The organism is Nocardioides euryhalodurans (assembly GCF_004564375.1).
Classification (GTDB): Bacteria; Actinomycetota; Actinomycetes; order Propionibacteriales; family Nocardioidaceae; genus Nocardioides; species Nocardioides euryhalodurans.
This window is the reverse complement of sequence record NZ_CP038267.1, coordinates 2,870,934-2,895,878: the sequence shown is the minus strand read 5'-3', so window position 1 is coordinate 2,895,878 and position 24,945 is coordinate 2,870,934. Positions and strand designations below refer to the sequence as shown.

Here is a 24,945-nt window from a genome sequence, read left to right as displayed (position 1 = left end):
CGTGACGGGCTGACGCCGACGCGGCCGGGGCTGTGACATGCTCGGCGGCGGTCGGCGGCCGGGTGTGCCGCCGGCCTTCGTGGGAAGCGGGGGTAGGCAGGCGGATGGACGAGCAGGTCGCCGGATGAGGCTGCCCGCGACCCTCGCGCTCGTCCTGCGTCGCGCCGGCGCCAACCCCGCCCCGGTCGTGTCGGTCGCCGTCAACGTCCTGGTCGTCTGCACGCTGGTCGCCGGCCTCGCGGCCAGCCTGACCCTGCTCCAGCGCGAGGCGCTCGCCTCCGCCCTCGCGGTCGCCCCTGCCGAGGACACGGTGCTCGCCGCCTCCGCCCCGTACGACGCCGACGACCCGGCCGGGCAGGACGCGGCGGTCCGCGCGGTGCTCGACCCGGTGGTCGGGGTGGCCGGCGGCATCGTGGTCGGGCTCTCGGGCTCCGGCACCTACGACCTGCTCGGCCCCGCCGCCGGGCGCGATCCCGGCCGGACCTTCGCCACCGTCGATGGTGCCGAGGACCGGCTCGACGTCACCGAGGGCCGGCTGCCCGCCGACTCCTCCGGGCCGCTCGAGGTCGTCGTCCCCGCGAGCGGCGACCTCGCCGTCGGTGACGAGCTCCGGCTCGTCGGTCGCGCCGACGAGCGGCGGGTCGAGGCCGTGGTGGTCGGCCGCTGGGGGCTGCCGCCCGGCACCGAGCGCTGGCTCTCCGGGCTCGACCCCGAGGCGCTGCTGGTCGCCCCGGAGCGCTTCGCCGACGTCGCCGGCACCGGGACCGCCGCGCGGTGGCGCGCCGTGCCCGACCTCGAGGCGCTCGGACCCGACCAGCTCGCCCCGCTGGTGGACGAGGTGGTCGCCGCGTCCGCCGAGCTCGAGGCCGTGGGCGAGGAGCTCTCGACCACGGTGCAGGCCGAGACCGGGCTGGTCGAGTCGCTCAGCACCCGGGCCCGGGAGCTGACCGTGCTGCGGGCGCTGCTGGTCCCGGCCGGGCTGCTGGTGCTGGTCGCCGCGGCCGGGCTGGTGCTCGTCGCGGCCGGCCTCGCCGTCGTGCGCCGGGACGACGAGGCGCTGCTGCGCTCGCGCGGCGCCGGCCACTGGCAGCTGACCGGCCCGACCACCACCGAGACGCTGCTGCTGTGCGGCGCGGGCGCCGTGGTCGCGCCGCTGCTCGCCTCCGCGGTGGTCCGCATCGGTGACGTCCGGCCGCCGCTGACGCTCTCGGCGTGGGTGGCCAGCACCGCCGCGGCCGCGGCCTGCGCGCTCGCGCTGTCGGTGCCGGTGGCCGTCCGTGCCGTGACCGGCGACCGGGGGCAGCAGCTCAGCGTGGAGCGGCAGCGCCGGCGTACGCTCACCGTCCTGCTCGCGACCGTGCTGCTGGTGGCCGCGCTCGGGGTGCTCGCCGTCGTCGAGCTGCGGGCCTTCGGCGGGTCCGTCGAGTCCGCGACCACGACGTCGACCGTCGACCCGCTGCTGGTCGCCTCCCCCGCGCTGCTGATGCTGGCCGTGGCCGTGCTCGTCGCGCTGCTCGGCCTGCCGCCCCTCTTCCGGCTGCTCGCGCGGCTGGTGGGCTCGCGCGGCGTGCCGCTGGCCCTCGGCTCGCGCTTCGCCGCCCGCGCCGTGTCCCGCACGGTCCCGCTCGCGCTCGCGGTCACCCTCGCCTCCGGCACCCTCGCCTTCGCCGCGGTCGAGCGCAGCAGCAGCGAGGCCGCCCGGTCGGAGCGCGCGTCGTACGTCGCCGGGCCGGACGTCCGCGTCACCGCACCCCCCGACGCGCAACGGGCCGGGGTCGAGGCGGAGCGCGAGGCACTCGCCGCGGTGACCGGCGTGGAGTCGGTGAGCCCGGTGGACCGGGACAGCCTCTTCGTCGACGACCTGCCCGCCGACGCGCTGCTCGCCGACCTGTCCGCGACCGACCCGGCCGACCTGGTCGGCGACGCCGACGTGGACCTCTCTCCCCTCGCCGACGGCACCGGCGACACCGTGCCCGTGGCCGTCACCGAGGACCTGGCCGACGACGCCTCGCTCGACGTCGGCGACACCGTGACGCTGTCGGTGTTCGGAGTGCCGACCGGCCTCGAGGTCGCGGTCGTGCTGCCCGCGCTGCGCACCGTCACCGACGGGAGCGGCGGCATCCTGATGGACGCCCGCGCCGCGGGGCCGGTCGTGCGGGCCGCCGAGGAGCCCGACGAGTGGTGGCTGACGGTGGCGTCGGGCCGCGAGGACGACGTGGCCGACGCGGTCCGGGAGCGTCCCGACCTCGCCGCCGACGTCCTCACCCGCGACGACGTGCTCCGCCGCCTCGACGACGACCCCAGCACCGGCGGCGCGGCCCTGGCGCAGGTGCTGGTCCTGACGGCGGCCGGAACGCTGGTGGTCGGCACCCTGCTGCTCGTCTCCGTCGTGCTGCTGCGCCGACGGGAGCGGGCCGACCAGGCACGGATGCTCGGCGCCGCCGGCGGTGACCGACGGTCGCTGACGGGGGTCCTCGCCTGGGAGCATGCCTTCGTCACGGGCGCGGGCGTCGTGGTCGGCGTGCTCGCCGGTACGGCGGTCGCCGCGGTGACCCTGGTCTCGATGACGCTCGGCCCCGACGGCCGGCTGCTGCAGCCCGAGCCGCAGCTCGTGGTGCCGTGGCTCCCGCTCCTGCTGCCGCCCCTGGTCATGGTCACGCTGCCGCTGCTGGCCCTGGTCTGGCTGGTGCGCCGCGACCACGGCCCCGGCCTCTCCGCCCCCGACACGGGAGGTGGCCGATGAGCGGCCTGATCCCCCGCGCCAGCCTCGCCGAGCGCGGGATGGTGCTGCTGGTGACCAGCCTCTGCACGCTCGTGGTCGCGGCGGCGGCCGGCACCGGGCTCTGGCTGCGCAGCAGCGCCGACGACCTGGCGGCCTCGCTCTTCGAGAGCGCGAGCTACGGCAGCACCCAGCTGCAGGTGACCTACACCGCCGTGACCAACGACGCCCTGCCGCCGACGGTGAGCGACCGCGTCGAGGAGGCGCTCGCACCGCCCCTCGCCGCCTTCTTCGACCCGCCCCGGGCCCTCGCGGTCACCACGGAGATGGCGCCCGACCGGTTGCCGCGCCGGCCCGGCGAGCCCGCCTTCCTGTCGGTGGCGGGTATGACCGATCCCGAGCCCCTCGTCGACGTCGTCGAGGGCCGGCTGCCGCGCCCCGGCAGCGCGGTCCGGACGCTGCCGCCGAGGATCGCCGCCTCCTACGACGGCCCCGCCGACTCCGCGGTGGTGGAGGTCGTGCTCGAGGAGTCCGCGGCGGTCGAGATGGAGCTCCCGGTCGGCAGCTGGGTCGCCCTCGACAGCCCGACCTACCGCGGCGACGTCGCACCACCCGCGGTGCTCCGCGTCGTCGGGACCTTCCGCGGGGCCGACCCCGCCCCGACGGCGCTCGACGACGTCACCGCCCTCCGCAAGCCCAACATCTCGGTCCAGCCGGAGTTCAACCTGGTCCGCGCCACCGCCCTCGCCGCCGACGTCGACACCGTGCTGGGTGCGCCCTGGCTCGGCGACCCGAGCGTCCTGGTCACCTTCGACCCGGCCGGGACCCCGGCGGCCGGTGACGCCGAGGTGCTGGTGGAGGAGGGCCGGCAGGTGCAGCTGCAGGACTGGCCGCCGGCGGTCGAGGCGGCCGGGGTCGGGGCCGCGACCGGCATCGCCGACCTCGCCCAGGACGTCGTCGACCAGCGCCGGACCAGCGACGGGCTGATCGTCCTGACCGCCACCGCCCTCGCGACGGGGGCGCTCGCGGTGCTCCTCGCCGCGGCCACGGTGCTCGGCGGCCGACGTACGCCGGTCACGGCGGTGGTGCGCGCCCGCGGCGCCTCGGGCCGGTGGCTGGTGCTGCGCCGCGGGGCCGAGGCGCTCGCGATGGCGATCCCTGGCGTGGCGGTCGGGCTGGCAGGCGTCTGGCTGGCCTCCGGCAGCACCCCGTCGGGCTCCGACCTCGCCGTCGTCGCCGCGGCGGCCGCCGCCTGCGTCGTGGTCGTCACGGCAGCCCAGGTGGTCCCCCGCTCCTCCGGCGACGGACAGCTGCAGGCCGTCGTCGCCGACGCGCTGCAGGTCGTGGCCGTCGTGCTGGCCGGGGGCGCGACCGCGCTCGTCCTGGTCGGCGGCGCCCTGGCGCCGGGCGACCCGTTGCTGCTGGCGCTGCCGCTGCTGGTTGGTGCGGCCTCGGCGGTCGTGACGGTCCGGCTGCTCCAGGTCGGCCTCGTGGCGCTGCGCCGGGTGGCCCGCCGCAGCCGGTCTGTGTCACCTGTCGTCTCCCTCACCGAGTCGGTCGCCGTGGCCCGGCAGGTCGTCGTCGCCAGCACGGCGATGGTGCTCGCGGTCGCCGCCGCGGTGCTGGCCGTCTCCGCGACCGACACGCTCCGCCGCGGCGCCGAGCTGGCCGGCTGGGAGCAGGTCGGCGCCGACGTCGGCATCCTCGCCGGCGGGCTCGACGACGAGGACGTCGACCGGCTGGCCGCGCTCCCGGGCGTCTCGACCGTGGCGCCGGTCTTCAGCGCCGACAGCACCTCCTTCTCCACCCGCACCGGGGTCGAGGGCGTGCAGCTGGTCGGGGTCGACCCCGCAGCCCTCGCCCGGGTCGGCGACGGCTCGCTCTCCGGGCTCGACCTCGCCCCGACCGCCGACGGCACCCTCACCGGCGTCGCCTCCCCCGACCTCTCCCTCGACGACGATCGCGGGCTGCTGCGCTACGCCCAGTCGCAGGTCGACGTCGAGGTCGTCGACCGCGTCGACTCGCTCCCGGGCATCAGCCAGGGCGGCTCGTTCCTGCTGGTCGACGTGACCCAGCTCGAGGAGGCGACCGACCGCGACCTCGGCTCCTACGAGATCGTGCTGCTGGGAGGCAGCCCCGACATGGCCGACGTCGTCGAGACCGTACGCCGGAGCGACCCGCAGGCCATCGTCACCAGCCGGGCCGGGATCACGGCCGAGCACCTCGAGGCCCCGGCCGTCGCCCGCACGCTCTCCACGCTGACCGTCGCGCTGGCCGTGGCCGGGGCGCTGGCGGCCTTCGCGGTCCTCCTGACCGCGGCCCTCGGGGCACCGTCGCGACGCCGGGTCGCCCGGGTGCTCGCCGCGATCGGCGCCGACGCCGGGGCCGCCCGCCGGATCGGCGTGTGGTCGCTGGTGCCGATCGTGGTCGCGTCCGTGCTGGCCGCCGCCGCCAGCGGGCTGCTCCTGACGGCCGTGGCGGGCGGCGGCTTCGACCTGGCCGCGCTCAGCGGCACCCGGGACGCTCTCGCCGTACGCCCCGACCTGCTGACCGCGCTCGCGATCGCCGCCGGGCTCGCCGGCCTCGTCCTCCTCGCCGTGCTCGCCGCGCGTGCGGGCCACCGACCTCCCGCCACCGACCGACCGGACCCGGAGCCGCGATGACGACCACGACACACCCCCAGCCCGAGACGCAGATCGAGTGCGAGGGCCTGGTCCGCATCTACAAGCGCAAGGGCGTCGAGGTGGTCGCCCTGCAGGGCCTCGACCTGCACGTACGCCGGGGCGAGCTGGTCGCGATCGTCGGCGCGTCCGGCAGCGGCAAGTCCACGCTGCTCAACATCCTCTCGGGGCTCGACAGCCCCAGCGCCGGCCGGGCGCTGGTCGCCGGGCACGACCTGCTCGGGATGGGGCGTTCCGAGCGCCGCCACTACCGGCTGCGCACCTGCGGCTTCGTCTGGCAGCGGGCCACCGACAACCTCGTCCCCTACCTCGACGTCGCCCAGAACGTCGACCTCCCCCAGCGGCTCGCCGGCAGCCACCGCGGCGAGCGTGCGACCCGGACCGCGCTGCTGCTCGACCTGCTCGGCATCGCGGACCAGGCCGGGGAGCGGCCGGCCGACCTGACCGGCAGCCAGGCGCAGCGCCTCGCCATCGCGGTCGCCCTCGCCAACGAGCCGCAGGTGCTCTTCTGCGACGAGCCCACCGGCGACCTCGACTCCGCCGAGTCGCACGAGGTCTACACCGCCCTCCAGCAGGTCAACGAGGCCCACGGGACGACGGTCGTCGTGGTCACCCACGACCCGGCCGTGGCCGGCGAGGTGCGGCGTACGGTCGCGATCCGCGACGGCCGGACCGCCTCGGAGACGCTGCGCCGCCGGTCCGGCGAGGGCGGGGCCGACCACCACGTGCTGTCCGAGGAGTTCGCGGTGCTCGACCGGGTCGGGCGGCTGCAGCTGCCGCGCGACTTCGTGACCGCGCTCGGGATGCGCCACCGGGTCCGCGTCGAGCTCGCCGAGGACCACATCCAGATCTGGCCCGAGGAGCCGCCGTCGTGAGCAGCCCGATGATCCGCATCCGCGACCTGCACAAGAGCTACCACCACGGCGGCGGCGACGTCCACGCGCTCCGCGGGGTCGACCTCGACGTCGCCCCCGGGCAGCTCACCGTGCTCACCGGCCGGTCCGGGGCCGGCAAGTCGACGCTGCTCAGCCTGGTCGCCGGCCTGCGCCGGGCCGACCGCGGCGAGATCGAGGTGGACGGCCGTAGCGTCACCGCCGCCGACGAGGGCGAGCTGGTCGCGCTCCGGCGTACGACGGTGGGGGTGGTCTACCAGGACTTCGCGCTGCTCCCGCTGCTCACCGCCGAGGAGAACGTCGGCCTGCCGCTGCGGATCACCCGCACCGACCCGGCCGAGCGTGACGCCCTCGTCGCCGAGCTGCTCGACCGGGTCGGGCTCGCGGCGCACGCCGGCCAGCGGCCCGACGAGATGTCCGGCGGCCAGCAGCAGCGAGTGGCGATCGCCCGGGCGCTGGCGATCCGGCCGACCGTGCTGCTCGCCGACGAGCCGACCGCCCAGCTCGACTCCGAGACGGGTGCGCAGGTGATGGACCTGCTCCGCACGCTGGTCGCCGAGCAGGGCACGACCGCGATCGTGGCCACCCACGACCCGGCGGTCGAGGGCTACGCCGACACGGTCGTGCACCTCGACGACGGGACGCTGACCCCCGCGGCGGTGGCTGGGGGGTAGGGGTCGGTGGTCCCCCCTCGTTTGTTGGGTAACGGTGGATCCGATGCGCTCCACACGGCCTGCAACGCGTGTGGAGCGCATCCGAGCACCCGTTGGCCAAGTCGCCACCGGCCGTTACGGTGGACCGCATGCTCGCGCAGCGCCTCGACGGCATCCCGCCCACGATCTTCACGACCATGTCGGCGCTGGCCGTCCGGACCGGGTCGGTCAACCTCGGGCAGGGGTTCCCCGACGACGACGGGCCGGCCGGCATGCTCGAGGCGGCGCAGCGCGCCATCGCCGCCGGGCACAACCAGTACGCACCCGGCACCGGGGTGCCGCCGCTGCGGGAGGCGATCGCCCGCCACCAGCAGCGCCACTACGGGCTCGACGTCGACCCCGACACCCAGGTGACGGTCACGACCGGGTGCACCGAGGCGGTCGCCGCCGCGCTGCTCGGGCTCGTCGACCCGGGCGACGAGGTGGTCGTGCTCGAGCCCTACTACGACTCCTACGTCGCGATGATCCAGATGGCCGGAGGCGTACGTCGGCCGGTGACGCTCCGCTCCCCCGACTTCCGGCTCGACCTCGACGACCTGCGGGCCGCGGTCACCCCGCGGACCCGCTTCGTCCTCCTCAACTCCCCCCACAACCCGACCGGCACCGTGCTCACCCGGGCGGAGCTGAAGGCGGTCGCCGACCTGGCGATCGAGCACGACCTCGTGGTGATCACCGACGAGGTCTACGAGCACCTCGTCTTCGACGACGCCGAGCACGTGCCGATCGCGACCCTGCCGGGGATGTGGGAGCGCACCCTCACCCTCTCGAGCGCCGGAAAGTCCTACTCCGTCACCGGCTGGAAGATCGGCTGGGCGACCGGCCCGGCCCACCTCGTCGACGCCGTCACCGCGGCCAAGCAGTGGCTCAGCTTCTCCTCCGGCACCCCCGCCCAGCACGCCGTCGCGCACGCGCTGGACCACGAGGCGGACTTCCCGCGCCGGCTGGCGCAGACGCTCCAGGGCCACCGCGACCTGCTGTGCGAGGGCCTCGTCGAGGCGGGGCTCACCCCGCGGGTGCCCGAGGGGACCTACTTCGCGCTCACCGACGTCGGCGACCTCGGGTGGGCCGACGGGATGGAGTTCTGCACCTCGCTGCCGGAGCGGGCCGGGGTGGTGGCGATCCCGTGCCAGGTCTTCCACGACGACCAGGACGCCGGGCGCCACCTGGTCCGTTGGGCCTTCTGCAAGGAGCAGTCGGTCATCGAGGACGGCCTGGTGCGGCTGCAGAAGGCCGACCTGCGACGGTGAGTCAGGGGCGGCGGGCGCTGGCCCGCTGCATCCGGAACCACTCGCGGGCGGGCTTGGTCAGCAGCAGCAGGAACGTCGTCACGCAGGCGACCAGCGTGATCACCGCACCGGCCGCGAGCACCGACACCGTCAGCGACACCGAGCCGGCCACCGCCGAGGACAGCAGCAGCCCGACCCGGCCACCCGGCGACCCGCGCAGCACGAGCACGGCGAGCAGCATCGAGATCACGCACCAGAGCAGCAGCAGGCCGAACGCGACGATCACCGACCCGCGAGCGAGGCCCTCCGGGATCCGGGCGTCCTCCACGATGACGGGGTAGAGGGCGAGGTAGACCAGCGTCAGCGCGCTGACCGTCAGGGCGATCATCCCCGCCCCGGTGACCGATCCCGGCCGGGTCAGGTCCGGCGGCCCGCCGGCGGCTGCGTCAGGCAACGGGAGAGCGCGTCATGCCACCGTGGTTGGCACCACTGGGGCCGGCGAACCACGCGCTCGCACCACCCGCGAACAGGCACACGATCACGGCGACCGAGGCGGCCAGGGTGACGATCGAGCCGCCGGAGGCGATGCTCACCAGCGACAGCAGCGCCACCAGCGCGGACGACACGACGAGCGCGATCCGTGCGCCGTTGGAGCGGCGCATCGCCAGCACGGCGAGCACCATCGCGACGACGCACCACACCGCGAAGGCCCCCATCACGACGACCATCACCGACACGACGTCGCCGGGCGAGATGCCCTCGAGGCCCGGGGTCGTCGCCATCTCGTCGACCATCTCGTCGCGGGCGACCACGAAGGCGACCAGGACGACGACGAAGAGCAGCAGCGAGAGCCCGGAGCTGATCAGGGTGATGATGCCCGCGGCCGTCACGGTGCCGGGCCGCTTGCCCGGGTCGGCGCCCGGCTGGCCGTACGTCGGCTGGCCATAGGCCGGCTGGCCGTAGGCGGGCTGCGCGTAGGGCTGCTGGCCGTACGCCGGCTGCTGGGCGTAGGGGTCAGCCTGCGGGGGCTGGCCGTAGGGCGAGGACTGCTGCGCCGGCTGGCCGTACGGCGAGGGCTGCTGCGGCTGGCCCTGTCCGTAGGGCTGCTGCTGCGGCGGCGGGTAGGCCGGCGGCTGCTGGGAGCCCTGCGGGTCGGGCTGGTCGTGGGAGTCGTGCCCCGTCGTGTCGCTCATGGCGTCATTTCATCACGGATCGCGGCGCCGCCGGACGGAACCAGGCACGCACCTCCGGGCGCGACAGCAGCGCGACCGTGGCCAGGCAGCCGCTGGCGGGCACCAGCATCACCGCCGAGCTGAGCGTGGCCAGCAGGCAGAAGCCGGCGGCGATGCCGGCACAGACGAGCAGGGCGATCCGGGCGCCGCGGGAGCGCCGCAGCACGAGCACGGCGAGGGTCCCGGCGGCCAGCGTCCAGGCCACGACGACCCCCATCGTCACGTACGTCGCCTGCACCAGGCTGTCGCGGTCCAGGCCGCTGCGGGCCGCGAGGTCGGGGTCCTGGCGCTGCAGCTCGTCCCAGACGACGCCGGGGTCGGCGACGAGGAGGGTGAGGCTGGCGCCGACGAGGACGAGGGTGACGCCGCAGAAGGCCCACGTCAGCACGCACGCCCAGAGCACGGCGTCGGGACGGCGCTCGGGCCGCGACGGGGCGGCGAGGGCGGGAGGCGGCCAGGCCCCCTGCGAGGAGGTGTACGGCGGCGGCTGCCCGGGGCCGGCGTACGGCGTGGTCGGGGGCGCGGCGGGCGGGCCGGCGGGCGGCGGCCACTCCGGGCGGGCCTCCGGGCGGTTCTCCGGGCTGGTCGGAAGCGGCGGTGGCCACTCGGGCCGGGAGGCAGGCGTGTCCCCGCGCTGCCCGGGCCGCGGTCGGGACGGCGCCTCGGGCTGGGGCACGCCGTCGAACCACAGCTTGCTGGGGCCGATCCACAGCAGCATGGAGGCGGCGGCGACGAGCGAGGTCAGGAAGCCGCCGGTGGCGAGGCCGCCGACGAACAGCGGCACCGCGAGCACCGACAGGCCGATCCGGGCCCGGTGGCTGCGCTGGAGCACGTGGTAGCCGAGCACGGCGGCCGCGGTGGCGCACCCCGCCACGACCATCAACGCCACCCGGAGGAAGGCGAGCGCACCGGAGACGTCGAGGCCGAGCGCGTCGCCCGGCGGCTCGGCGAGGAAGGTCTGGACCGCCTCCCGGGTCTCGAGCGAGCTGAGCCCGCTGAGCTGCTCGGCGACCGTGAGCACCACGAAGACCGAGCCACCGATCACCATGCCGGCGGCCATGGTGGTGTGGGAGGGGCGCGGAAGGGTGTCGCTCACACCTGACATTGCATCACGCGGGCCCTGAGGGCTCCGCGTCCCGGGCCTCCGGGGCGGCCCGGTCCGGGCGCGCGACGGCCCGACCGGCCGACTTCACCCGGCGGCGCAGCCGTCGGACCTGCTCGTCGACCGGGCGGCCGAGATAGGTGCCGAGGGTGGCGCCCGCGGCGATGCCGAGCGCGACCAGGATGCCGACGAACAGGGTCCGGCCGCCCGCGACGATCGCCGGGTTGCCAGGATCCTGGGCCATCATCTTGAGCAGCCCGTTGAGCAGCGTCAGGCCGGGGACCAGCGGCAGCAGGGCGCCGCTCTCCATGCCGAAGCCGGGTGCGTTGGTGCTGCGGGTGATGACCGTCGCGAGGAAGCCGACCACCAGCGCGGCGGTCGTGTTCGCGACGATCTCGGAGGAGTTCGAGCTCGCCAGGGCGACGTACACCGACCAGCCGACGAGGCTGATCGAGGTCGTCAGCGCGATGGTGCCGATGTCGGCGTAGCAGTAGACGGCGAAGGAGAGGGCGATGACGCCCGCGCCGGCGTACTGCGCCCAGAGCGGAGCGGTCGAGGTCGGGCTGTTGACGATCTCGAAGGCAAAGCCCTGGCTCTCCAGGATGGTCAGCGCGACCAGGATCCCCGCGGTGATTCCGGCGGTGCGCATCACCACCTCCAGCATCCGGGCCGAGGCTGTGACGTAGAACTGGTCGATCGCGTCCTGCACGGCACCGACGATCATCACGCCGGCGAGCAGCATCACGATGCCGCCGACGACGATCAGCGTGGGATCGAGGTCCTCGAAGAGCCACCAGCCGCGCTGGCCGAGCTGGAAGACCCCGGCCGCGACCATCGTCATCGCGCCGGCGACGAGCGCCTGGCCGAAGAACGGCGGCACCCGCTTGCGGTTGAGGACGCCCATCAGCCGGTCCATGGAGGCGGCCGCGACGAACGAGATGAGGACCAGCACCCAGGAGGTGGAGAAGGTGAGCGAGGCGCCGGCCGCGATGCCGCCGCTGCCGAGGTTCGCCACCCAGGCGGGGTACGGCGGCCGGGCGAGCGAGATCTGCTCGTACTCCAGGGTGGCGCGGTCGATCGACAGCCCGTCCTCGATCCGGGCGAGCAGCTGGTCGAGGTCGCGCACCTTGGTGTAGTTGACGGCGAGCGGCTGCACGACGCGGACGATCGACAGCGGCTGCCGGGTCGGACCGCGGTGGTGCGTGACCGAGATCGAGGTGTAGGTCAGGTCGACGTGCACGCCGGAGAGCCCGTACGCCCGGGTCACGCGCAGCATCTGCACCACGACGTCGTTGGCGGACATGCCGGACGCCAGCAGGTGGTCACCCACCCGCATGGTGAGGTCCAGCACAGGCATCGAGGGCACCCGCGTGGTGACGCGGGGCCGGCGCTGGGTGGAGGTCACCAGACGATGGTGGCAGCCCGGAGGCCCCCGTTCACAACCCGTGTGATGGTGCGTTCTGCCACACCCGTCGCACGTGCTCGATCGCGGCGACGGCCGCTATTCCAGCTCACCGTCGATCCGGCGGCGCAGCCCCCAGGGGTTGTCGTCGCGGACTGCCTCGGGGAGCAGGTCGGCCGGGACGTCCTGGTAGGCGACCGGCCGCTGGAAGCGCTCGATCGCGAGGCTGCCGACGCTGGTGGTGCGGCTGTCGGAGGTGGCGGGGAACGGCCCGCCGTGGACCATCGCGTGGCCGACCTCGACGCCGGTCGGCCAGCCGTTGAAGAGGATCCGGCCGGCCTTGAGCTCCAGCGTCGGGAGCAGCGCGGCGGCCTCGGCGCTGTCGGCGGCGGTCGCGTGGATCGTCGCGGTGAGCTGGCCCTCGAGGGCGTCGAGGTGCGGCAGCAGCGAGGCGACGGAGTCGTAGCGGACGACGACGCCGGAGGCGCCGAAGACCTCGTGGGCGACCGCGCTGTCGGCGTCGGCGAGCAGCTCGGCCGGGGCCTCGCTGACCATCGGCGCCGGGGCCTGGTCGCCGCCCTCGTCACCGCTGGCGACGACGCGGACGCCGTCGGTGTCGCGCAGGGCCGAGGTGCCGGTGGCGTAGGCCTCCGCGATGCCGGGCGTCAGCATCCGCTGGCCGGTCACCGCGGCGACGGCCTCGGCGGTGGCCTCGAGGAACGCGTCGCCGGCCTCGCCGGCGGGGAGGAAGAGCAGGCCGGGGTTGGTGCAGAACTGTCCCGAGCCGAGCGTCAGCGAGCCGACGTACGCCTGGGCGAGGGCGGTGGTGTCTGCCTCGGCGAGGGCGCCGGGGAGCACGACGACCGGGTTGATCGAGGACATCTCGGCGTAGACCGGGATCGGCTCGGGGCGGGCGGCCGCGGTGGCGGCGATGGCGAGCCCGCCGCCGCGGGAGCCGGTGAAGCCGACGGCCTTGATCCGCGGGTCCTGCACGAGGGCCTGGCCGAGCTCGACGCCGTCGCCGAGGACGAAGGAGAAGGTGCCGGCGGGCAGGCCGGCCTTCTCGACGGCGCGGCTGACGGCGCGGGCGGTCAGGGTGCCGGTCACCGGGTGGGCGGGGTGGCCCTTGACGACGACCGGGCAGCCGGCGGCCAGGGCGGAGGCGGTGTCGCCGCCCGCGGTGGAGAAGGCGAGCGGGAAGTTGCTGGCGCCGAAGACGGCGACCGGGCCGAGCGCGACCATCCGCTGCCGGATGTCGGCGCGGGGCATCGGGGCGCGGTCGGGCATCGCCGGGTCGATGCGAACCCCGAGGTGGTCGCCGCGGCGGACCACGCCGGCGAACATCCGCAGCTGACCGGTGGTGCGCCCGACCTCGCCGGCGATCCGGGCCTCGGGGAGGTTGCTCTCCGCGACGGCCGCCTCGACGATCGCGTCCTTGTCGGCCTCGATCTCGGCGGCGACGGCCTCGAGGAAGTCGGCGCGCTGGGTCGGGGTGGTGGCGCGGTAGGTCGAGAACGCCTCGGCGGCGGCCAGGGTGGCGGCCGCCACGTCGGGGGTGTCGGCCTCGGTGCCGGCGACGATCGAGCGGGCCTGGTCAGCAGTGCTGGTCATGGTGTCCTCTCAGGAGATGCGGGCGATCAGGTCGCGCAGCTCGTCGACCTCGTCGGCCCGCAGGTCGGTCAGCGGGGGGCGGACCGGGCCGGCGGGGCGGCCGACGGCGGCCAGGCCGCCCTTGACGATCGAGACGGCACAGCCCGACGTACGGTCGCGGATGTCGAGGTACGGCAGCACGAACTCGTTGAGTCGACGGTAGACCTCGTCCCGGTCCTGGGCACGCACGGCCTCGTAGAACTCGATCGCCCAGGCCGGCACCGAAGTTGAAGAGCGCCGAGGAGTAGGTGCTCACGCCGAGCTGCAGCAGCGGGCAGTGCGAAGGTCTCGGCGGTCGGGAGGCCGCCGACGTACGTCAGCCGGTCACCGACGCGGGCGTAGGTGCGCGTCATCTGCTCGATGTTGCCGACGCCGTCCTTGAACCCGATCAGGGTCGGGTTGCGGTCGGCCAGCACCTCGACCGCCTCGTCCTTGAGCACGGCGTTGGCGCGGCTGTAGACGACGACGCCGAGGTCGGTCGCGGCGCAGACCCGGCTGACGTGCTCGACGAGCCCGGCCTGGCTGGCCTCGGTGAGGTACGGCGGCATCAGCAGCAGCCCGTCGGCACCCGCGGCCGCGGCCGCCTCTGCCTGCGCGACGGCGTTCTTTGTCGACCCGGTCGCGGGAGCGAGGACCGGCACCACCCCGGCGACCTCCTCGACCGCGGTCCGCACGACCTTGTCGGTCTCCTCGAAGGTCAGGCTGAACCCCTCCCCCGTGGCGCCGGCGGCGAAGAGCCCTGCGACAGGGTGCTCGCCCAGCCACGCGAGGTGCTTGCGGAAGCCCTCCTCGTCGAAGGCGAGGTCCTCGGTGAAGTGGGTGACGGGGAACGAGAGCAGCCCGCTCTTGAGCTGGGCGGCCAGGTCGGTCGGGCTGTAGGCGGTCACGCGGCGTCCTTCGGTCGTGGCGATCGGTGCTCGCCACGCCAAGGAGCAGGCATGATGCCTGTCTAAGCCCGATTTTGTATCTGGTGATGCTTGGGAGGCATTGTCGCTTCGGGGCGCGCTCTCACCTCCGGACCGGGCGCCCCACTTCGCCGCCCATGTCGCGCCCTTGCCCACATGCGGAGGGATGCGGGTCTCGGGAAGAATGATCGCGGCCGGCACGGGTCGCGATGGCGGCCTGCATTCCCCACTTCGGCGCGCGGCGAACAGCGACAAACGTATGGTCACCTCATCAGGTCACTTGCTCAAGCATGATCAGAGGGAGATCCGATGGATGCGTCTAAGTCGGATGCGGCCCAGACGGATGACCAAGAACTGCCACTCGGCGTCCTGCTCTTCATCCCCAGTCGGGCGATGGAGGCCGCCACGATGGAGGGGTTGGCGCGTGCGGGGTACACCGACATGACCGTGGCCCAAGCGCGCATCGCGGCCCGGGTGGCGCCGGGCGGGTCAAGGGTCACCGAGCTGGCCGAAGCCGCCCACGTCACCAGGCAGAACGCCGGCTTCCTGGTTGAGCAGCTGGAACGCGCCGGCTACGTCGAACGCGTTCCCGACCCGGCTGACGGCCGCGCCCGGCTGGTCAGGATCGCCGCCCGGGGTCACGCCGCGCGGGCAGCGGTCCTCCCCGTCCTCGCTGAGGTCGAAGCACAGTGGTTGGCCCACCTCGGACCCCAGCGGATGACGCAACTGCGCGAGACCTTGAATCTCTTGCGCGAGATCACCGACCCCTTCCTGAATGACTAGACCACCATTGCAATTAGGCAAATCATTTGTCTAATCTGCAGGGAATGGCCGAGTCCTCAGGAGAAGCGCCATGGGCACCGAAGCGAGCATGGGCGTCAACGAGAGCTGGCAGGTGGTCGTCGATCAGCGACTGGCGATCGCCGAGATGCTGGCTGGACTGTCCGAGTCGCAATGGGAGCAGCCGTCCTTGTGTGCCGACTGGACAGTGCACGACGTCGCCGCCCACGTCACGTTGATCCCCATCCCGCCATCGCCTGGCAGCATGGTCGTCGACTTCGCAAAGGCCCGCGGCAACTTGGCCCGGGCAAACACCGTGGCCACCCGACGTCGCGCCCAGCGCACGCCCACCCAGATCCTGCAGGACCTCCGGTCCAGCGCCGAGTCCCGCTCGGTCCCCCGGCCGGCCAGCCCGGCTAACGTGATGTGGGACATCCTGGTGCACGCCCAAGACATCGCGATCCCGCTTGGCATCGACTTCCCCACCCCGCCGACCGCCGGTGCCGCCGCCGCCACCCGGATCTGGGAACTCCGCTGGCCCTTCTCATTCGGCCCCAAGCGCCGCCTCGGCGCGTACAGACTTACGTCGTCGGACGCCGACTGGTCCGTCGGCACCGGTCCTGAAATCGCCGGCCCGATCTCGGCAATGCTCCTTCTCCTGACTGGCCGCACCGCAGCGGCAGTCCCACTACTGACCGGCCCGGGCGTGTCTGGCCTAACGACCTCCCCACCCTGACCAACCCTCCCGCAGTCCCGGAGGACTGGGCCTTCTTGCTGCGTACCGTCCGGGGCGCGACATCGCGCCGCGTACGGGCCGGCCAACAAAGCTAAAGTCGCGGCAGTTGGACACGAGGTCGCCATTCTGATTGGTAGTCGGCATGGTCCGCATAGCGGGCTGCCATCAAGTTCAAGGCTTCTGACCCAAGTCGAGTCACCGGCCCGCTCTCGAAGGACGAGGCGCCGGCGGCCAGGGATCCTTGCTCATCCCGCATCGCTTCAAGGTGCAGAGCGACCAAGGCTTGGTCTGTTTGCACGCGATGCAGCAGAGCCCTGCGATCGAGGAACCGCCGCTCGAACTTGGCGTCGTTCACTTCGAGGCCGAACATCGGGGTGTCCGAAAGGATCAAGCCGATGTCTTGAGTGAGGCGATCTTGAAGGAAGCGGAGAAGACTCAGATCGGTGGTCATACCGCCGCCTTTCGGCGCGAGCCCAACTCGGCGCCCCGGTGTCGGGACCAACGATGAACTGCTGGAACGGCGTCCGTTGGATGCGGCGCCGCGCAAGCGCCGACGGCAAACCGCCGTGCGCGGACCTGGAGGAAGCGTCAGTTGCTGCCTCTACCTTCCACTCCTCTGCTCGTACGACGAAGAGCTCCTGGGGCAAGGGCGGCTAAGACGGCTCCGGTGACTGCCATGAACCAGGGGCCTCGGCGTCCGCCGTCGCCGAAGAAGGTCTCCGCGACCCCGAGACCAGAGAGCGTGTAGACCACCGCGAACACTGGGCCGGTGAGCAGCATCGTGAGCGCGAGGATCCACCCGGTGCGGTACTTCTGTACGGGCGAACGCAGGAAAGCGCCACGCACAAACATCGTGAGTACTCCGACGACGAACACGGCCCATGCGGCCAATTCGCATGCCCTGATCGCGGTCATCGCGTCAGGGTAATCCTGATCCCGCGCCTCGCAACGAGGCGACGCACGTCCGGATATCCGGCAATGCTGCGTCACTCCGCCGCGAGCCGCGCGCACGGCGCCAATGAATGCCAGGACTCTCGGTGGGCTCGGCGGAAGGCACCCCCTGGGGTACCACTGCACTCACGGCAGCCCTGTGGAACGCGCCGCTCGTGGGCGCCCCGGATGAGGCGACCACGAGGTCGTCCTCGAAGAACAACTGCAAGCGACCGGATCACACTTCGGCGGTGGCTCGATAGACAGAACGTGGAGACCAGCTCCGAGTGAGCCGAGGAATCTCGGGCAACCGCTTCCACGGATGCCGCGTCGGACGGGATACGTTCGGACCGTCAACGCATCGCCGGCCGTCCGGCGTCCGGACGCACGCGTTGGTCGGGGTGCCGAGACCGCCCCTCGTTCGAAGCCCCGACCAAGCTTCTTCAGCGTCCCCGCGCGCCGCCACGGCACCGTTGGGACGGCAGCCCCGTCAGCTGATCGCGGCTCGCATCTGCACCGCTTCCATGCTGATGGCCGCGGTCTCAGCGATCTCCAGCACCGGGTACAGGCTGAACTCGAAGAACGGCCCGAACGTCGCCAGGTCCTTGGCGACGAGCGCAGGGTCACTGGTCTCGACGACCGCGAAGCCACCTCGACCGTCGACGCGACCGAGGAACTGCTGGAAGTCCGTGCCCTCTGAGGGCGACCATCTGCTGAACACCTGGAGCCCGCGTGCCTGGGTCTCCTCACTCGTCGACTGACGCGTCTCCCACATCACTACGTATTTCATGGCTCATCCCTTCGCGGACCGCTGCTGCGCCGGGATGACGCGTGTGCGGCGCCACTTGCCAATCAACTCCTCAACGACGTCGCGGTCAAGGTGTGCACAGCACGGTTAGCAGCCGTCAAGGGTGTGGATGATGAGTGCGGGCGATTGGTTGTCCCGTCTCGTTCGACGGTCACCGCCTGCCCTCGCCGTGGAACCCTGGCTGATGGATGCCCGCGTCTTCCCGCCGAGTGGCTACACCACCCGCCCGACCCCCGGTAGGCGCGTCACGGCGTACCCGACCGCGAAGCACACGGGTACCGCGACGATCGACACGACGACGAACTTGACCTCGGCGCCCAGGGGCAGCGCCCGGAAGGCGAGCATCACCGAGACGAGCACGACCGGGTGCAGCAGGTACGTCGCGTAGGAGCCCCGACCCGCCTTCGTCATGAGCGGGCCGTGGGTGGGCCAGCGGCGGCGCAGCCAGGCGAGACACCACAGCGTGAACGCGATCGAGACGACGCCGTAGAGGACGGCGAAGGAGATGCTGGCCCAGGTGAGACCCCCCAGCGCCAGATCGAGCTGGTCGCGGGCCCCGGCGTAGGAGACCAGCACCAGGGTGAGGACGAGGCCGAGCGCGGCGACCTGGCCGAGCCTCTGCTCGACGTGCCGGGACAGTCGTCCGTCCCACTCCGCCTCGGCCGCCATCACCCCGAGCGTGAACAGGACCGCGCCCTGGGTCCAGGCGCTGACGCGCGCGTTGAGCAGGTGCGTGTCCAGCAGCGTCGTGAGCTGCCACACCGCCAGCGACCCGACCGAGATGACCGCCGCCGCCACGACCAGCGACCTCCCGCCCGGTCGCGGGCGAGGACCGGTGAGCGGTCGGATCGACCGGAGCGCGGCGTACCCCAGCGAGCAGGCGAGCAGCGCCACGACGAACCACATGATCGAGAACTCGGTGACGGCCAGGTAGTCGAGGAAGCCAAGGCGCTCGTCCCACAGGTTGCCGAGGTAGTCGGCCAGCGGGTTCACGACGAGCAGGAAGAAGACGAGCGGGACCCCCAGCCGGAGCAGGCGGCTCCCCACGAAGCCCGCCGCCCCGCGGCGCACCATCGACCGGACCGAGAACCACCCCGCCACCACGAACAGCGGGCCGAGGCCGAAGACCCCGCCCATCAGCGCCGGAAGCGCGAGGGCGATGGACAGGCCACTGCTCGTGACACGCTCGTCGTCGTAGTAGTAGCCGGCGAAGTCCGTGACGTACGCAGTCGCGGTGTGCACCACGATGACACCCGAGATGAGCACGACCCGCAGCGTGTCGACCCACTGCTCGCGCTGGTCGACCCGCACCGCCTTCTCGTTCGAGGTCATGGAGCACCCCCCGGCCCTGCTTCAGGGTGCGCGCGCCGGGGTTCTCACGGGCAGGGGCGGAGGACCCGACCTGACGGGCCGCGGTGCCCGTGAGCCGTCAACTCACCAACCCCCACCCTGGGTCCCGGCAACCAGGGCAGCGATCTCTCCAGATGTGACGGTCGTTCCAAGCGTTATGAGTGCAGACGTGTCGGAACGGTAGATGGGGATCGGGGGCTCGGACTGCGCCGAACCATCGCCAGTCGACCCGGTGCACCGCCACACCGGCGTTCAGTGGAACGTCATTCCGCCGCGTATGTCGTAGACGCTGTCGCTCTGCTCTGACCGGTCCTGCTGAGCCCGCGTTGGGCGTCGCCGCCAAGGCCGCCAGCGGACCGGCAATGCAGGCTTGCCAGCTCCGCGCTATCGCAGGTCGGCCCACCCCACCTGCGTACGAACGGGGGTGTCTACCAGTCGTGCAATCGGCGTACCTTGAGACGATCCGTGGAACGAGGAGGGGGCATGGGTAACGGATTCGCGCAGGAGCAGGACCCGATCGTCGCGGGTGTCGGGGAGGCCGCTGATCGGTGTGCGAGCTTGGGCATCGACTTCAGCCCAACGGTCTTGCAGCAAGCCGAGGCAATGGTGCGAGGAACGATTGGGGAGCTCGGTCAACCGAGTCCCCTGGCCATCAATCTCTTCAGCCAAGTCGTGACGACAGCGACCCTCGCCCGATCCGTCAACGCCGAGCCCGATCTCGGGTACGAGGAGATCATGTCGTTCGGGTCCGGCATGCGGGCGCTGATGAACAGCTGGTGGCACGAGCTCTAAGGCCTTGTCATGCCTGAAGATGCCGGCGTCGAACCCGGTCCCGGCTCGACAGCAGCCGCGGCGGACGCCAAGGTGGAGGCTGCAGAAGAGCGCCCGACCAACGCCGAGAAGGCGGCTTGGTATGCGAACCAAGCGCAGTTGACGACGTACGTCGGTGGTGGGCTTGCAGGCACGGCTGTTCTGAGCGCGGAGTACATCGGAAGTGGCGCCTTCCTGGAAGACCACGAATGGATGCGCGCCGTGTTCTTCGGGCTCATCCTCGCGAGCGGAGGACTCCTCGGGTGGGCGTACAGCAAGCTCCATCAGGACGCGGTGTCGTTGAGCAGGACCAATGAGGCGGACCCGGATTTCGGGACGCGAGAGTTCAACCGGGATGACAGTCCCCCACAGAGATGGACCAAGGGGGTCTACGCCGCGGGACTCTTCGGTGTCGTGGCCACGGCGACCTGGTTGATGGTCATCGCCATTGCCGACTCACTCTGCTGAGCCTCGCCCACGACGTCGATCAGTGCTGCCGGCCCCAGCGGGAGCTGCGCCCGAACCGAGCGAGCAGTTCCGCCTGCCCATCCCCCGCCACCTCCACCCGCGGCGCGATCATCCCGGCCGAGCGATAGAGCTCCTCACGCTCGGCGAACCACTCCGCAACCGCCGCCACCAGGTCGTCGTCGAGAGAGGTGTCGCTGCCCGTCGCCGCGGCGAGGTCCCAGGCGTGGACCAGGTGGTCGGCGGTGAGCTGGGCGACGTACTCCTCCATCCGCTCCTCGCCGTAGGACAACCGGACCGTCCCCTGCGTCGGTAGCCTGTCGGCCACGGCGCGGATCGCCTCGGCGGCCGCGTCGGCCGCGGCTCGGCGCGGGTCGTCGCCGAGCAGGTCGCCGTCGAGTCGGTCGCCCACCTCCTCGATCGTCGAGCCGCGCATCAGCGGATCGGTCCACCGGTCCTCGCCGACCACGTGGTTGACCAGGGCGCGGACGTCCCAGTCCTCGCACGGGGTGGGCAGCGCCCACTGGTCGGGGCCGACGGCCTCGACCCGGGCGGTCCAGCCGTCGACGGCACGGCGATAGGCGATCTCCTGGTCCATCATCCTGCTCCTCTCTCGATGGCCTCCCGTGCCTGCCCGATCCACCACGCGAGGCTCGCGCGCTCACGCTGGCGCACGTCGTCCTCGTCGCTCTCCACGATGTCGAGCGCCTTGTTCCACCCCAGCCAGCACAGCGCGGAGAGCAGCGCCAGCCGCATCGAGCCCTCGTCGTACGCCGGGCCGGCGGCCGCCGCGTACGCCGCGATCACCTCGTCCGGGGACAGGTCGATCACATGGCCACAGCCGACCAGCAACCGCGCGACGTCGAGCGCTCCCGGCGCGGCGACCGGCATCGCCCAGTCGAGCAGCACCAGCTCCTCGCCCGGCAACGCCAGGTTCACCGTCGCGAGGTCGCCGTGCGCGAGGGTGACGGGTCCCTCGCGCAGCCCGTCGACCAGTGGTCGTACGTCGGCGTGCAGCGCGAAGACCGCGTCCGAGACGTCGGTCGGCACCAGCGCGGGGTCGGCGAAGTAGTCCCAGCCGCGCATCGCCGCCGCCAGCAGCTCGTCGCCGGCGTCGGCCAGGCCGGCGATGCGGTCGGGGGCGAAGAGACCGAGGGCGGGCGCCAGCGGCACGACCGCGTCGGGCGGGTCGCCGAGGTAGGCGCGGTGCAGGGCCGCGACACGCTCCAGCACCCAGCGACACGTACGCGCGTCGAGCCGGTCGTCCCAGCCGAGGACCGTGTCGCCGAGGTCGCGCATGACCAGCACCGTGGTGTCCTCGCCCTCGGTCCAGCCGTCGAGGATCGCGTGGCCGACTCCCTCGGGAAGACGGTCCAGCCCGCCTGACTGCCACAGCAGCAGCTCCTGGGCGACCGGCTGGCCGAGGAAGGCTTGGGTCAGGTCGGTCGCGGGCGTGATCCGCTTGACCACGACCGTGCGCCCGTCGGCGAGCGTCACCCGCTCGAGGGCAGCACCCGACTTCCCGACGTGCTCGGCCAGCTCAGCGCGCCCGATCGCGTCGTCCAGCAACCCCCCTGGCGCCACGTCTCCACGGTCCCACCACGGGCGCCCGGGCGCCACTGCTCGACGGGTCCCTCGTGCAGGTCCACACTGATCAGATGGCCTCCGGGTTCCACGACGGCAGCCGATCCCTGCAGGACCGGTTCGACACCCGCGCGCTCGCCGACCGGATCGACGGGCTGCTCGTCAGCGACACCATCAGCGACGGTGACCGCGCCTTCATCGAGGCCCGCGACATGTTCTTCCTCGCGACCGCCGACGCCGAGGGGCGGCCGACCTGCTCCTACAAGGGCGGCGAGCCGGGGTTCGTACACGTGCTCGATGAGCACACGCTCGCCTTCCCCAACTACGACGGCAACGGGATGTACCTCTCCACCGGCAACGTCCTGCTCAACCCCCACGTCGGCCTGCTCTTCCTCGACCTCGAGAAGGGCCACCGGATGCGGCTCGAGGGCGAGGCGAGCATCGACCTCGACGACCCGCTGCGGTCCTCGTGGCCCGAGGCGCAGTTCGTCGTACGCGTACGGGCGCGGGCCGTCTACCCCAACTGCCCGCGCTACATCCACCGCTACGAGCTCGTACGCCGGTCTCGGTTCGTGCCGCAGCAGGACTGCCTGACGCCGGTGCCCGAGTGGAAGCGGTCGGACTGGGCGATCGACTCGCTCCCCGCCGACGACCCCGCGCGGGACCCGGGCGAGCGGGACGTGCTCGGTCGCTGAGACCCCGGCCGGCGTACGCAACTGAACCCGGGAGGGGCGGGACGGCGTTGAGGTAGGTAGGGATCCACGAGGGGGCGGCATGCGTCAGGACGACGAGGAGCGGTTCACCGCCTTCGTGCACGCCCACCACGCAACGCTGTTCCGGACCGCCTACCTGATGACCGGTGACTACCAGCGAGCCGAGGACCTGCTGCAGACGACGCTCGTACGCCTCTACCAGCGCTGGCCCCGCGTCGAGGCGATGGAGCGACCCGTCGGCTACGCGCGAAAGGTGCTGCTGAGCCAGGCCGCCTCGTGGTGGCGCAAGCGCTCCTCGCACGAGTCGCCCGTGGTGCTGCTCGACGAGCCCGCGTGGGGCGGCGAGGTGGACGACGTCGTGGAGCACGACCGGGTGTGGAGCGCCGTGCTGCGGCTCCCGCCACGGCAGCGTGCGGTGACGGTGCTGAGGTACTACGAGGACCTGAGCGAGGCCGAGATCGCCGCGACCCTGGGCATGGCGCCCGGCACCGTGAAGAGCCACAGCCACGCGGCGTCACGCCGGCTGGCGGAGCTGCTCGGGGAGCCCTCCGTCCACCCGCCACTCCCGACCGAGGAGGCGACGCCATGAGCCTCGACCAGCGCCTGAGCCGAGCCGCCCACGAGGTCGCGGACCGCGTCGTCGTCCCCGAGGTCGACCTCGACGCCGTGCGGTCGCGGGCGCGGAGGAAGCGCCGCGCCACGGTGGCCGCGGCCGGCGCGGCGGCCGTGACGGCGGCGGTCCTGGCAGTCGTTCTCCTGGTGGGGGCTCCGGACGCCGACGAGCCGGCGCCCGTGGACCCGAACCCGTCCCAGATCCTCGGACCCCGCGGTCCGGTCTGGTGGGACGCCGCCGGCCTCCACCACGGCCGACGCGTCGAGCCGACCCCGGTCGACCTGATCGGGCAGACCGGGGTGAGGGACGGGGCGGCCGGCGGCGTGCTGGCGCTCGTACGCACCGGCGCGCTCTACCGCGACCCGGCGACCGACGACGTGTGGTTCCACCCGTGGGACGGCAGGCCGCGGGTCGTGGGGCAGGGCTCGGCGACCGGCCCGGGCGGCGACCCCCACGGCGACCTCGCTGCGTGGTTCGAGGGTGAGGAGCTGGTCGTGTACGACACGGCGGCCGGGCGCCAGGTCTCCCGGACCACCCAGGTCCCGGTCGACGACGCGTTCGTCGCCGAGCACGTGGCCGGCGGCAACGGGTTCATGCACGTCTCCACCGAGGAGGTGGTGTGGCGGACCGAGGCCGAGACCGGTCACGACACCGTGCACCGGTTCGACCTCGCGACCGGAATCACCTCGCTGCTCTTCGAGGAGCAGACGGACGTGGAGTACCCCGACCGGCTCCAGGACGTGCACGACGAGACCCGCGTCTGGGGGGAGTTCACGCCCGTGGCCCTCGTCATCGAGCACACGGGGGGCGAGACGGCGGCGCCGCCGGGCGTGGAGCCGGACGGGCGGCTCAACGCCGACGGCTCGCTGCTGCTGTCGCCGACCGAGATCGACGGGTCGCACGGTGCGGCCGTGGTCGACGTACGCAGCGGTGAGATGTGGCCGCTTCCCGGACGCAAGTCCTATGCCTGGATCTCGTGGTCCTACCGCGACCTGGCCGTCATCGACGTCCAGCGCGACGGCCGGGACGTCCTGCTGGCCTGCGACGCAGCGACGCGCGAGTGCACCGGGCTGCCGCGCGCGGGGACCGTGGTCCTGCCCACGTCCTGAAACACGGGTGAAACCCGGGCATCGCAGAATGGTCCCGTGCTCCTGACCGTCTCCCCCGCGGACTTCGCCGACCCCCGGCTCACGGCCTTCCTGCAGGCCCACCTCGACGACCTCGCGCCGACCGCGCCGCCCGAGAGCCGGCACGCGCTCGACGTCAGCGCCCTGCAGGCGCCCGGCGTACGACTCTGGGTCGCGGCCGGTCACGACGAGATCGCCGGGACGGTCGCCCTCGCGGCACTGGAACCGGGGCACGAGGAGCTGAAGAGCATGCGGACCGAGCCCCGGCTCCGCGGCCACGGCGTCGCCGGCCGGCTGCTCGCCCACGCCGTCCAGGACGCCCGGGCGCGAGGGGTCCGCCGGATCTCGCTGGAGACGGGGAGCATGGAGTTCTTCGTCGCGGCCCGGACGCTCTACGCGAAGGCGGGGTTCGTGCCCTGCCCGCCGTTCGGGGCGTACGTCGAGGACCCGCACAGCGTGTTCATGTCGATGGCACTGGCGGACACCCGGCGTCGCGCCGGGTGACC

General features: G+C 73.0%; 24 protein-coding genes. 12 read left to right on the top strand and 12 right to left on the bottom strand.

The window, feature by feature from the left end; translation table 11 throughout:
• Positions 1–124 precede the first annotated feature (124 nt).
• From EXE57_RS13840 to EXE57_RS13815, 5 genes are all read left to right on the top strand, one after another.
• On the top strand, positions 125–2,743 hold the full coding sequence (locus EXE57_RS13840; RefSeq protein ID WP_135078432.1) for an FtsX-like permease family protein: 2,619 nt from the start codon (positions 125–127) through the stop codon (positions 2,741–2,743).
• Positions 2,740–5,382, top strand: coding sequence for a hypothetical protein (locus tag EXE57_RS19990; RefSeq protein WP_208542856.1), 2,643 nt, complete (start codon positions 2,740–2,742; stop codon positions 5,380–5,382). Before EXE57_RS13840 ends, EXE57_RS19990 begins: the two co-directional genes overlap by 4 nt.
• On the top strand, positions 5,379–6,275 hold the full coding sequence (locus EXE57_RS13825; RefSeq protein WP_208542855.1) for an ABC transporter ATP-binding protein: 897 nt from the start codon (positions 5,379–5,381) through the stop codon (positions 6,273–6,275). The genes EXE57_RS19990 and EXE57_RS13825 overlap by 4 nt, the downstream gene beginning before the upstream one ends.
• Positions 6,272–6,967 (top strand): ABC transporter ATP-binding protein, encoded by a 696-nt coding sequence (locus tag EXE57_RS13820; protein WP_244246838.1) that lies wholly within the window; start codon positions 6,272–6,274, stop codon positions 6,965–6,967. The genes EXE57_RS13825 and EXE57_RS13820 overlap by 4 nt, the downstream gene beginning before the upstream one ends.
• 128 nt (positions 6,968–7,095) lie before the next feature.
• Positions 7,096–8,253: a pyridoxal phosphate-dependent aminotransferase gene (locus EXE57_RS13815; RefSeq protein ID WP_135078428.1), complete on the top strand. Its 1,158-nt coding sequence runs from the start codon at positions 7,096–7,098 to the stop codon at positions 8,251–8,253.
• 1 nt (position 8,254) lies between these two features.
• Here the strand turns inward: EXE57_RS13815 and EXE57_RS13810 are convergent, their stop codons facing one another.
• From EXE57_RS13810 to EXE57_RS13785, 6 genes are all read right to left on the bottom strand, one after another.
• Positions 8,255–8,686, bottom strand: a complete 432-nt coding sequence (locus EXE57_RS13810) for a hypothetical protein (RefSeq protein ID WP_135078426.1) — start codon at positions 8,684–8,686, stop codon at positions 8,255–8,257.
• The gene (locus EXE57_RS13805) at positions 8,679–9,425 is read right to left on the bottom strand and encodes a hypothetical protein (protein ID WP_135078424.1); all 747 of its coding nucleotides are present in this window, start codon (positions 9,423–9,425) and stop codon (positions 8,679–8,681) included. Before EXE57_RS13805 ends, EXE57_RS13810 begins: the two co-directional genes overlap by 8 nt.
• A gap of 4 nt (positions 9,426–9,429) precedes the next feature.
• Complete coding sequence (locus tag EXE57_RS13800; RefSeq protein ID WP_135078422.1) at positions 9,430–10,560, bottom strand: hypothetical protein; 1,131 nt, start codon at positions 10,558–10,560, stop codon at positions 9,430–9,432.
• Between the two features lie 13 nt (positions 10,561–10,573).
• Entirely contained in the window at positions 10,574–11,971 is a 1,398-nt protein-coding gene (locus tag EXE57_RS13795; RefSeq protein WP_135078420.1) for a threonine/serine exporter family protein, read from the bottom strand.
• 96 nt (positions 11,972–12,067) lie between these two features.
• Positions 12,068–13,579 carry an aldehyde dehydrogenase (NADP(+)) gene (locus tag EXE57_RS13790; RefSeq protein WP_135078418.1) on the bottom strand — a complete coding sequence of 504 codons (1,512 nt, stop codon included), beginning with the start codon at positions 13,577–13,579 and terminating at the stop codon, positions 12,068–12,070.
• 68 nt (positions 13,580–13,647) lie between these two features.
• The gene (locus EXE57_RS13785; protein ID WP_244246837.1) at positions 13,648–14,505 is read right to left on the bottom strand and encodes a dihydrodipicolinate synthase family protein; all 858 of its coding nucleotides are present in this window, start codon (positions 14,503–14,505) and stop codon (positions 13,648–13,650) included.
• Positions 14,506–14,832: 327 nt separating this feature from the next.
• On the opposite strand from EXE57_RS13785, the gene EXE57_RS13780 reads away from it, so the two are divergent.
• The gene (locus EXE57_RS13780) at positions 14,833–15,306 is read left to right on the top strand and encodes a MarR family winged helix-turn-helix transcriptional regulator (protein WP_135078416.1); all 474 of its coding nucleotides are present in this window, start codon (positions 14,833–14,835) and stop codon (positions 15,304–15,306) included.
• A gap of 70 nt (positions 15,307–15,376) precedes the next feature.
• Entirely contained in the window at positions 15,377–16,039 is a 663-nt protein-coding gene (locus EXE57_RS13775) for a maleylpyruvate isomerase family mycothiol-dependent enzyme (RefSeq protein WP_135078414.1), read from the top strand.
• 91 nt (positions 16,040–16,130) lie between these two features.
• On the opposite strand, the gene EXE57_RS13770 is transcribed toward EXE57_RS13775, so the two are convergent.
• The 4 genes from EXE57_RS13770 to EXE57_RS13755 all read right to left on the bottom strand — a co-directional run bounded on the left by EXE57_RS13770 (position 16,131) and on the right by EXE57_RS13755 (position 19,109).
• Positions 16,131–16,490 carry a DUF6221 family protein gene (locus EXE57_RS13770; RefSeq protein ID WP_135078412.1) on the bottom strand — a complete coding sequence of 120 codons (360 nt, stop codon included), beginning with the start codon at positions 16,488–16,490 and terminating at the stop codon, positions 16,131–16,133.
• Between the two features lie 137 nt (positions 16,491–16,627).
• Positions 16,628–16,954, bottom strand: a complete 327-nt coding sequence (locus EXE57_RS13765; RefSeq protein ID WP_135078410.1) for a hypothetical protein — start codon at positions 16,952–16,954, stop codon at positions 16,628–16,630.
• Positions 16,955–17,459: 505 nt separating this feature from the next.
• A complete protein-coding gene (locus EXE57_RS13760; protein WP_135078408.1) occupies positions 17,460–17,759 on the bottom strand; it encodes a DUF3303 domain-containing protein in 300 nt (99 codons plus the stop codon).
• Between the two features lie 231 nt (positions 17,760–17,990).
• Positions 17,991–19,109, bottom strand: coding sequence for an acyltransferase family protein (locus EXE57_RS13755; RefSeq protein WP_135078406.1), 1,119 nt, complete (start codon positions 19,107–19,109; stop codon positions 17,991–17,993).
• Positions 19,110–19,928: 819 nt separating this feature from the next.
• Here EXE57_RS13755 and EXE57_RS13750 point away from each other — a divergent pair.
• A complete protein-coding gene (locus EXE57_RS13750; RefSeq protein WP_135078404.1) occupies positions 19,929–20,405 on the top strand; it encodes a hypothetical protein in 477 nt (158 codons plus the stop codon).
• A 19-nt stretch (positions 20,406–20,424) separates the two neighbouring features.
• Here the strand turns inward: EXE57_RS13750 and EXE57_RS13745 are convergent, their stop codons facing one another.
• Together EXE57_RS13745 and EXE57_RS13740 are read right to left on the bottom strand one after the other, a co-directional pair.
• Positions 20,425–21,003 (bottom strand): TIGR03086 family metal-binding protein, encoded by a 579-nt coding sequence (locus tag EXE57_RS13745; RefSeq protein ID WP_135078402.1) that lies wholly within the window; start codon positions 21,001–21,003, stop codon positions 20,425–20,427.
• The gene (locus EXE57_RS13740; protein ID WP_135078401.1) at positions 21,000–21,986 is read right to left on the bottom strand and encodes a hypothetical protein; all 987 of its coding nucleotides are present in this window, start codon (positions 21,984–21,986) and stop codon (positions 21,000–21,002) included. The genes EXE57_RS13745 and EXE57_RS13740 overlap by 4 nt, the downstream gene beginning before the upstream one ends.
• Positions 21,987–22,060: 74 nt before the next feature.
• Here EXE57_RS13740 and EXE57_RS13735 point away from each other — a divergent pair, with 74 nt between their 5' ends.
• The 4 genes from EXE57_RS13735 (at position 22,061) to EXE57_RS13720 (ending at position 24,943) form a co-directional block, all read left to right on the top strand.
• Positions 22,061–22,681 (top strand): pyridoxamine 5'-phosphate oxidase family protein, encoded by a 621-nt coding sequence (locus EXE57_RS13735; RefSeq protein ID WP_135078399.1) that lies wholly within the window; start codon positions 22,061–22,063, stop codon positions 22,679–22,681.
• A gap of 79 nt (positions 22,682–22,760) precedes the next feature.
• The gene (locus EXE57_RS13730; protein WP_135078393.1) at positions 22,761–23,288 is read left to right on the top strand and encodes a SigE family RNA polymerase sigma factor; all 528 of its coding nucleotides are present in this window, start codon (positions 22,761–22,763) and stop codon (positions 23,286–23,288) included.
• Positions 23,285–24,421 carry a hypothetical protein gene (locus EXE57_RS13725; RefSeq protein ID WP_135078391.1) on the top strand — a complete coding sequence of 379 codons (1,137 nt, stop codon included), beginning with the start codon at positions 23,285–23,287 and terminating at the stop codon, positions 24,419–24,421. The genes EXE57_RS13730 and EXE57_RS13725 overlap by 4 nt, the downstream gene beginning before the upstream one ends.
• 36 nt (positions 24,422–24,457) lie before the next feature.
• A complete protein-coding gene (locus tag EXE57_RS13720) occupies positions 24,458–24,943 on the top strand; it encodes a GNAT family N-acetyltransferase (RefSeq protein ID WP_135078389.1) in 486 nt (161 codons plus the stop codon).
• The last annotated feature ends 2 nt before the right edge of the window (positions 24,944–24,945 follow it).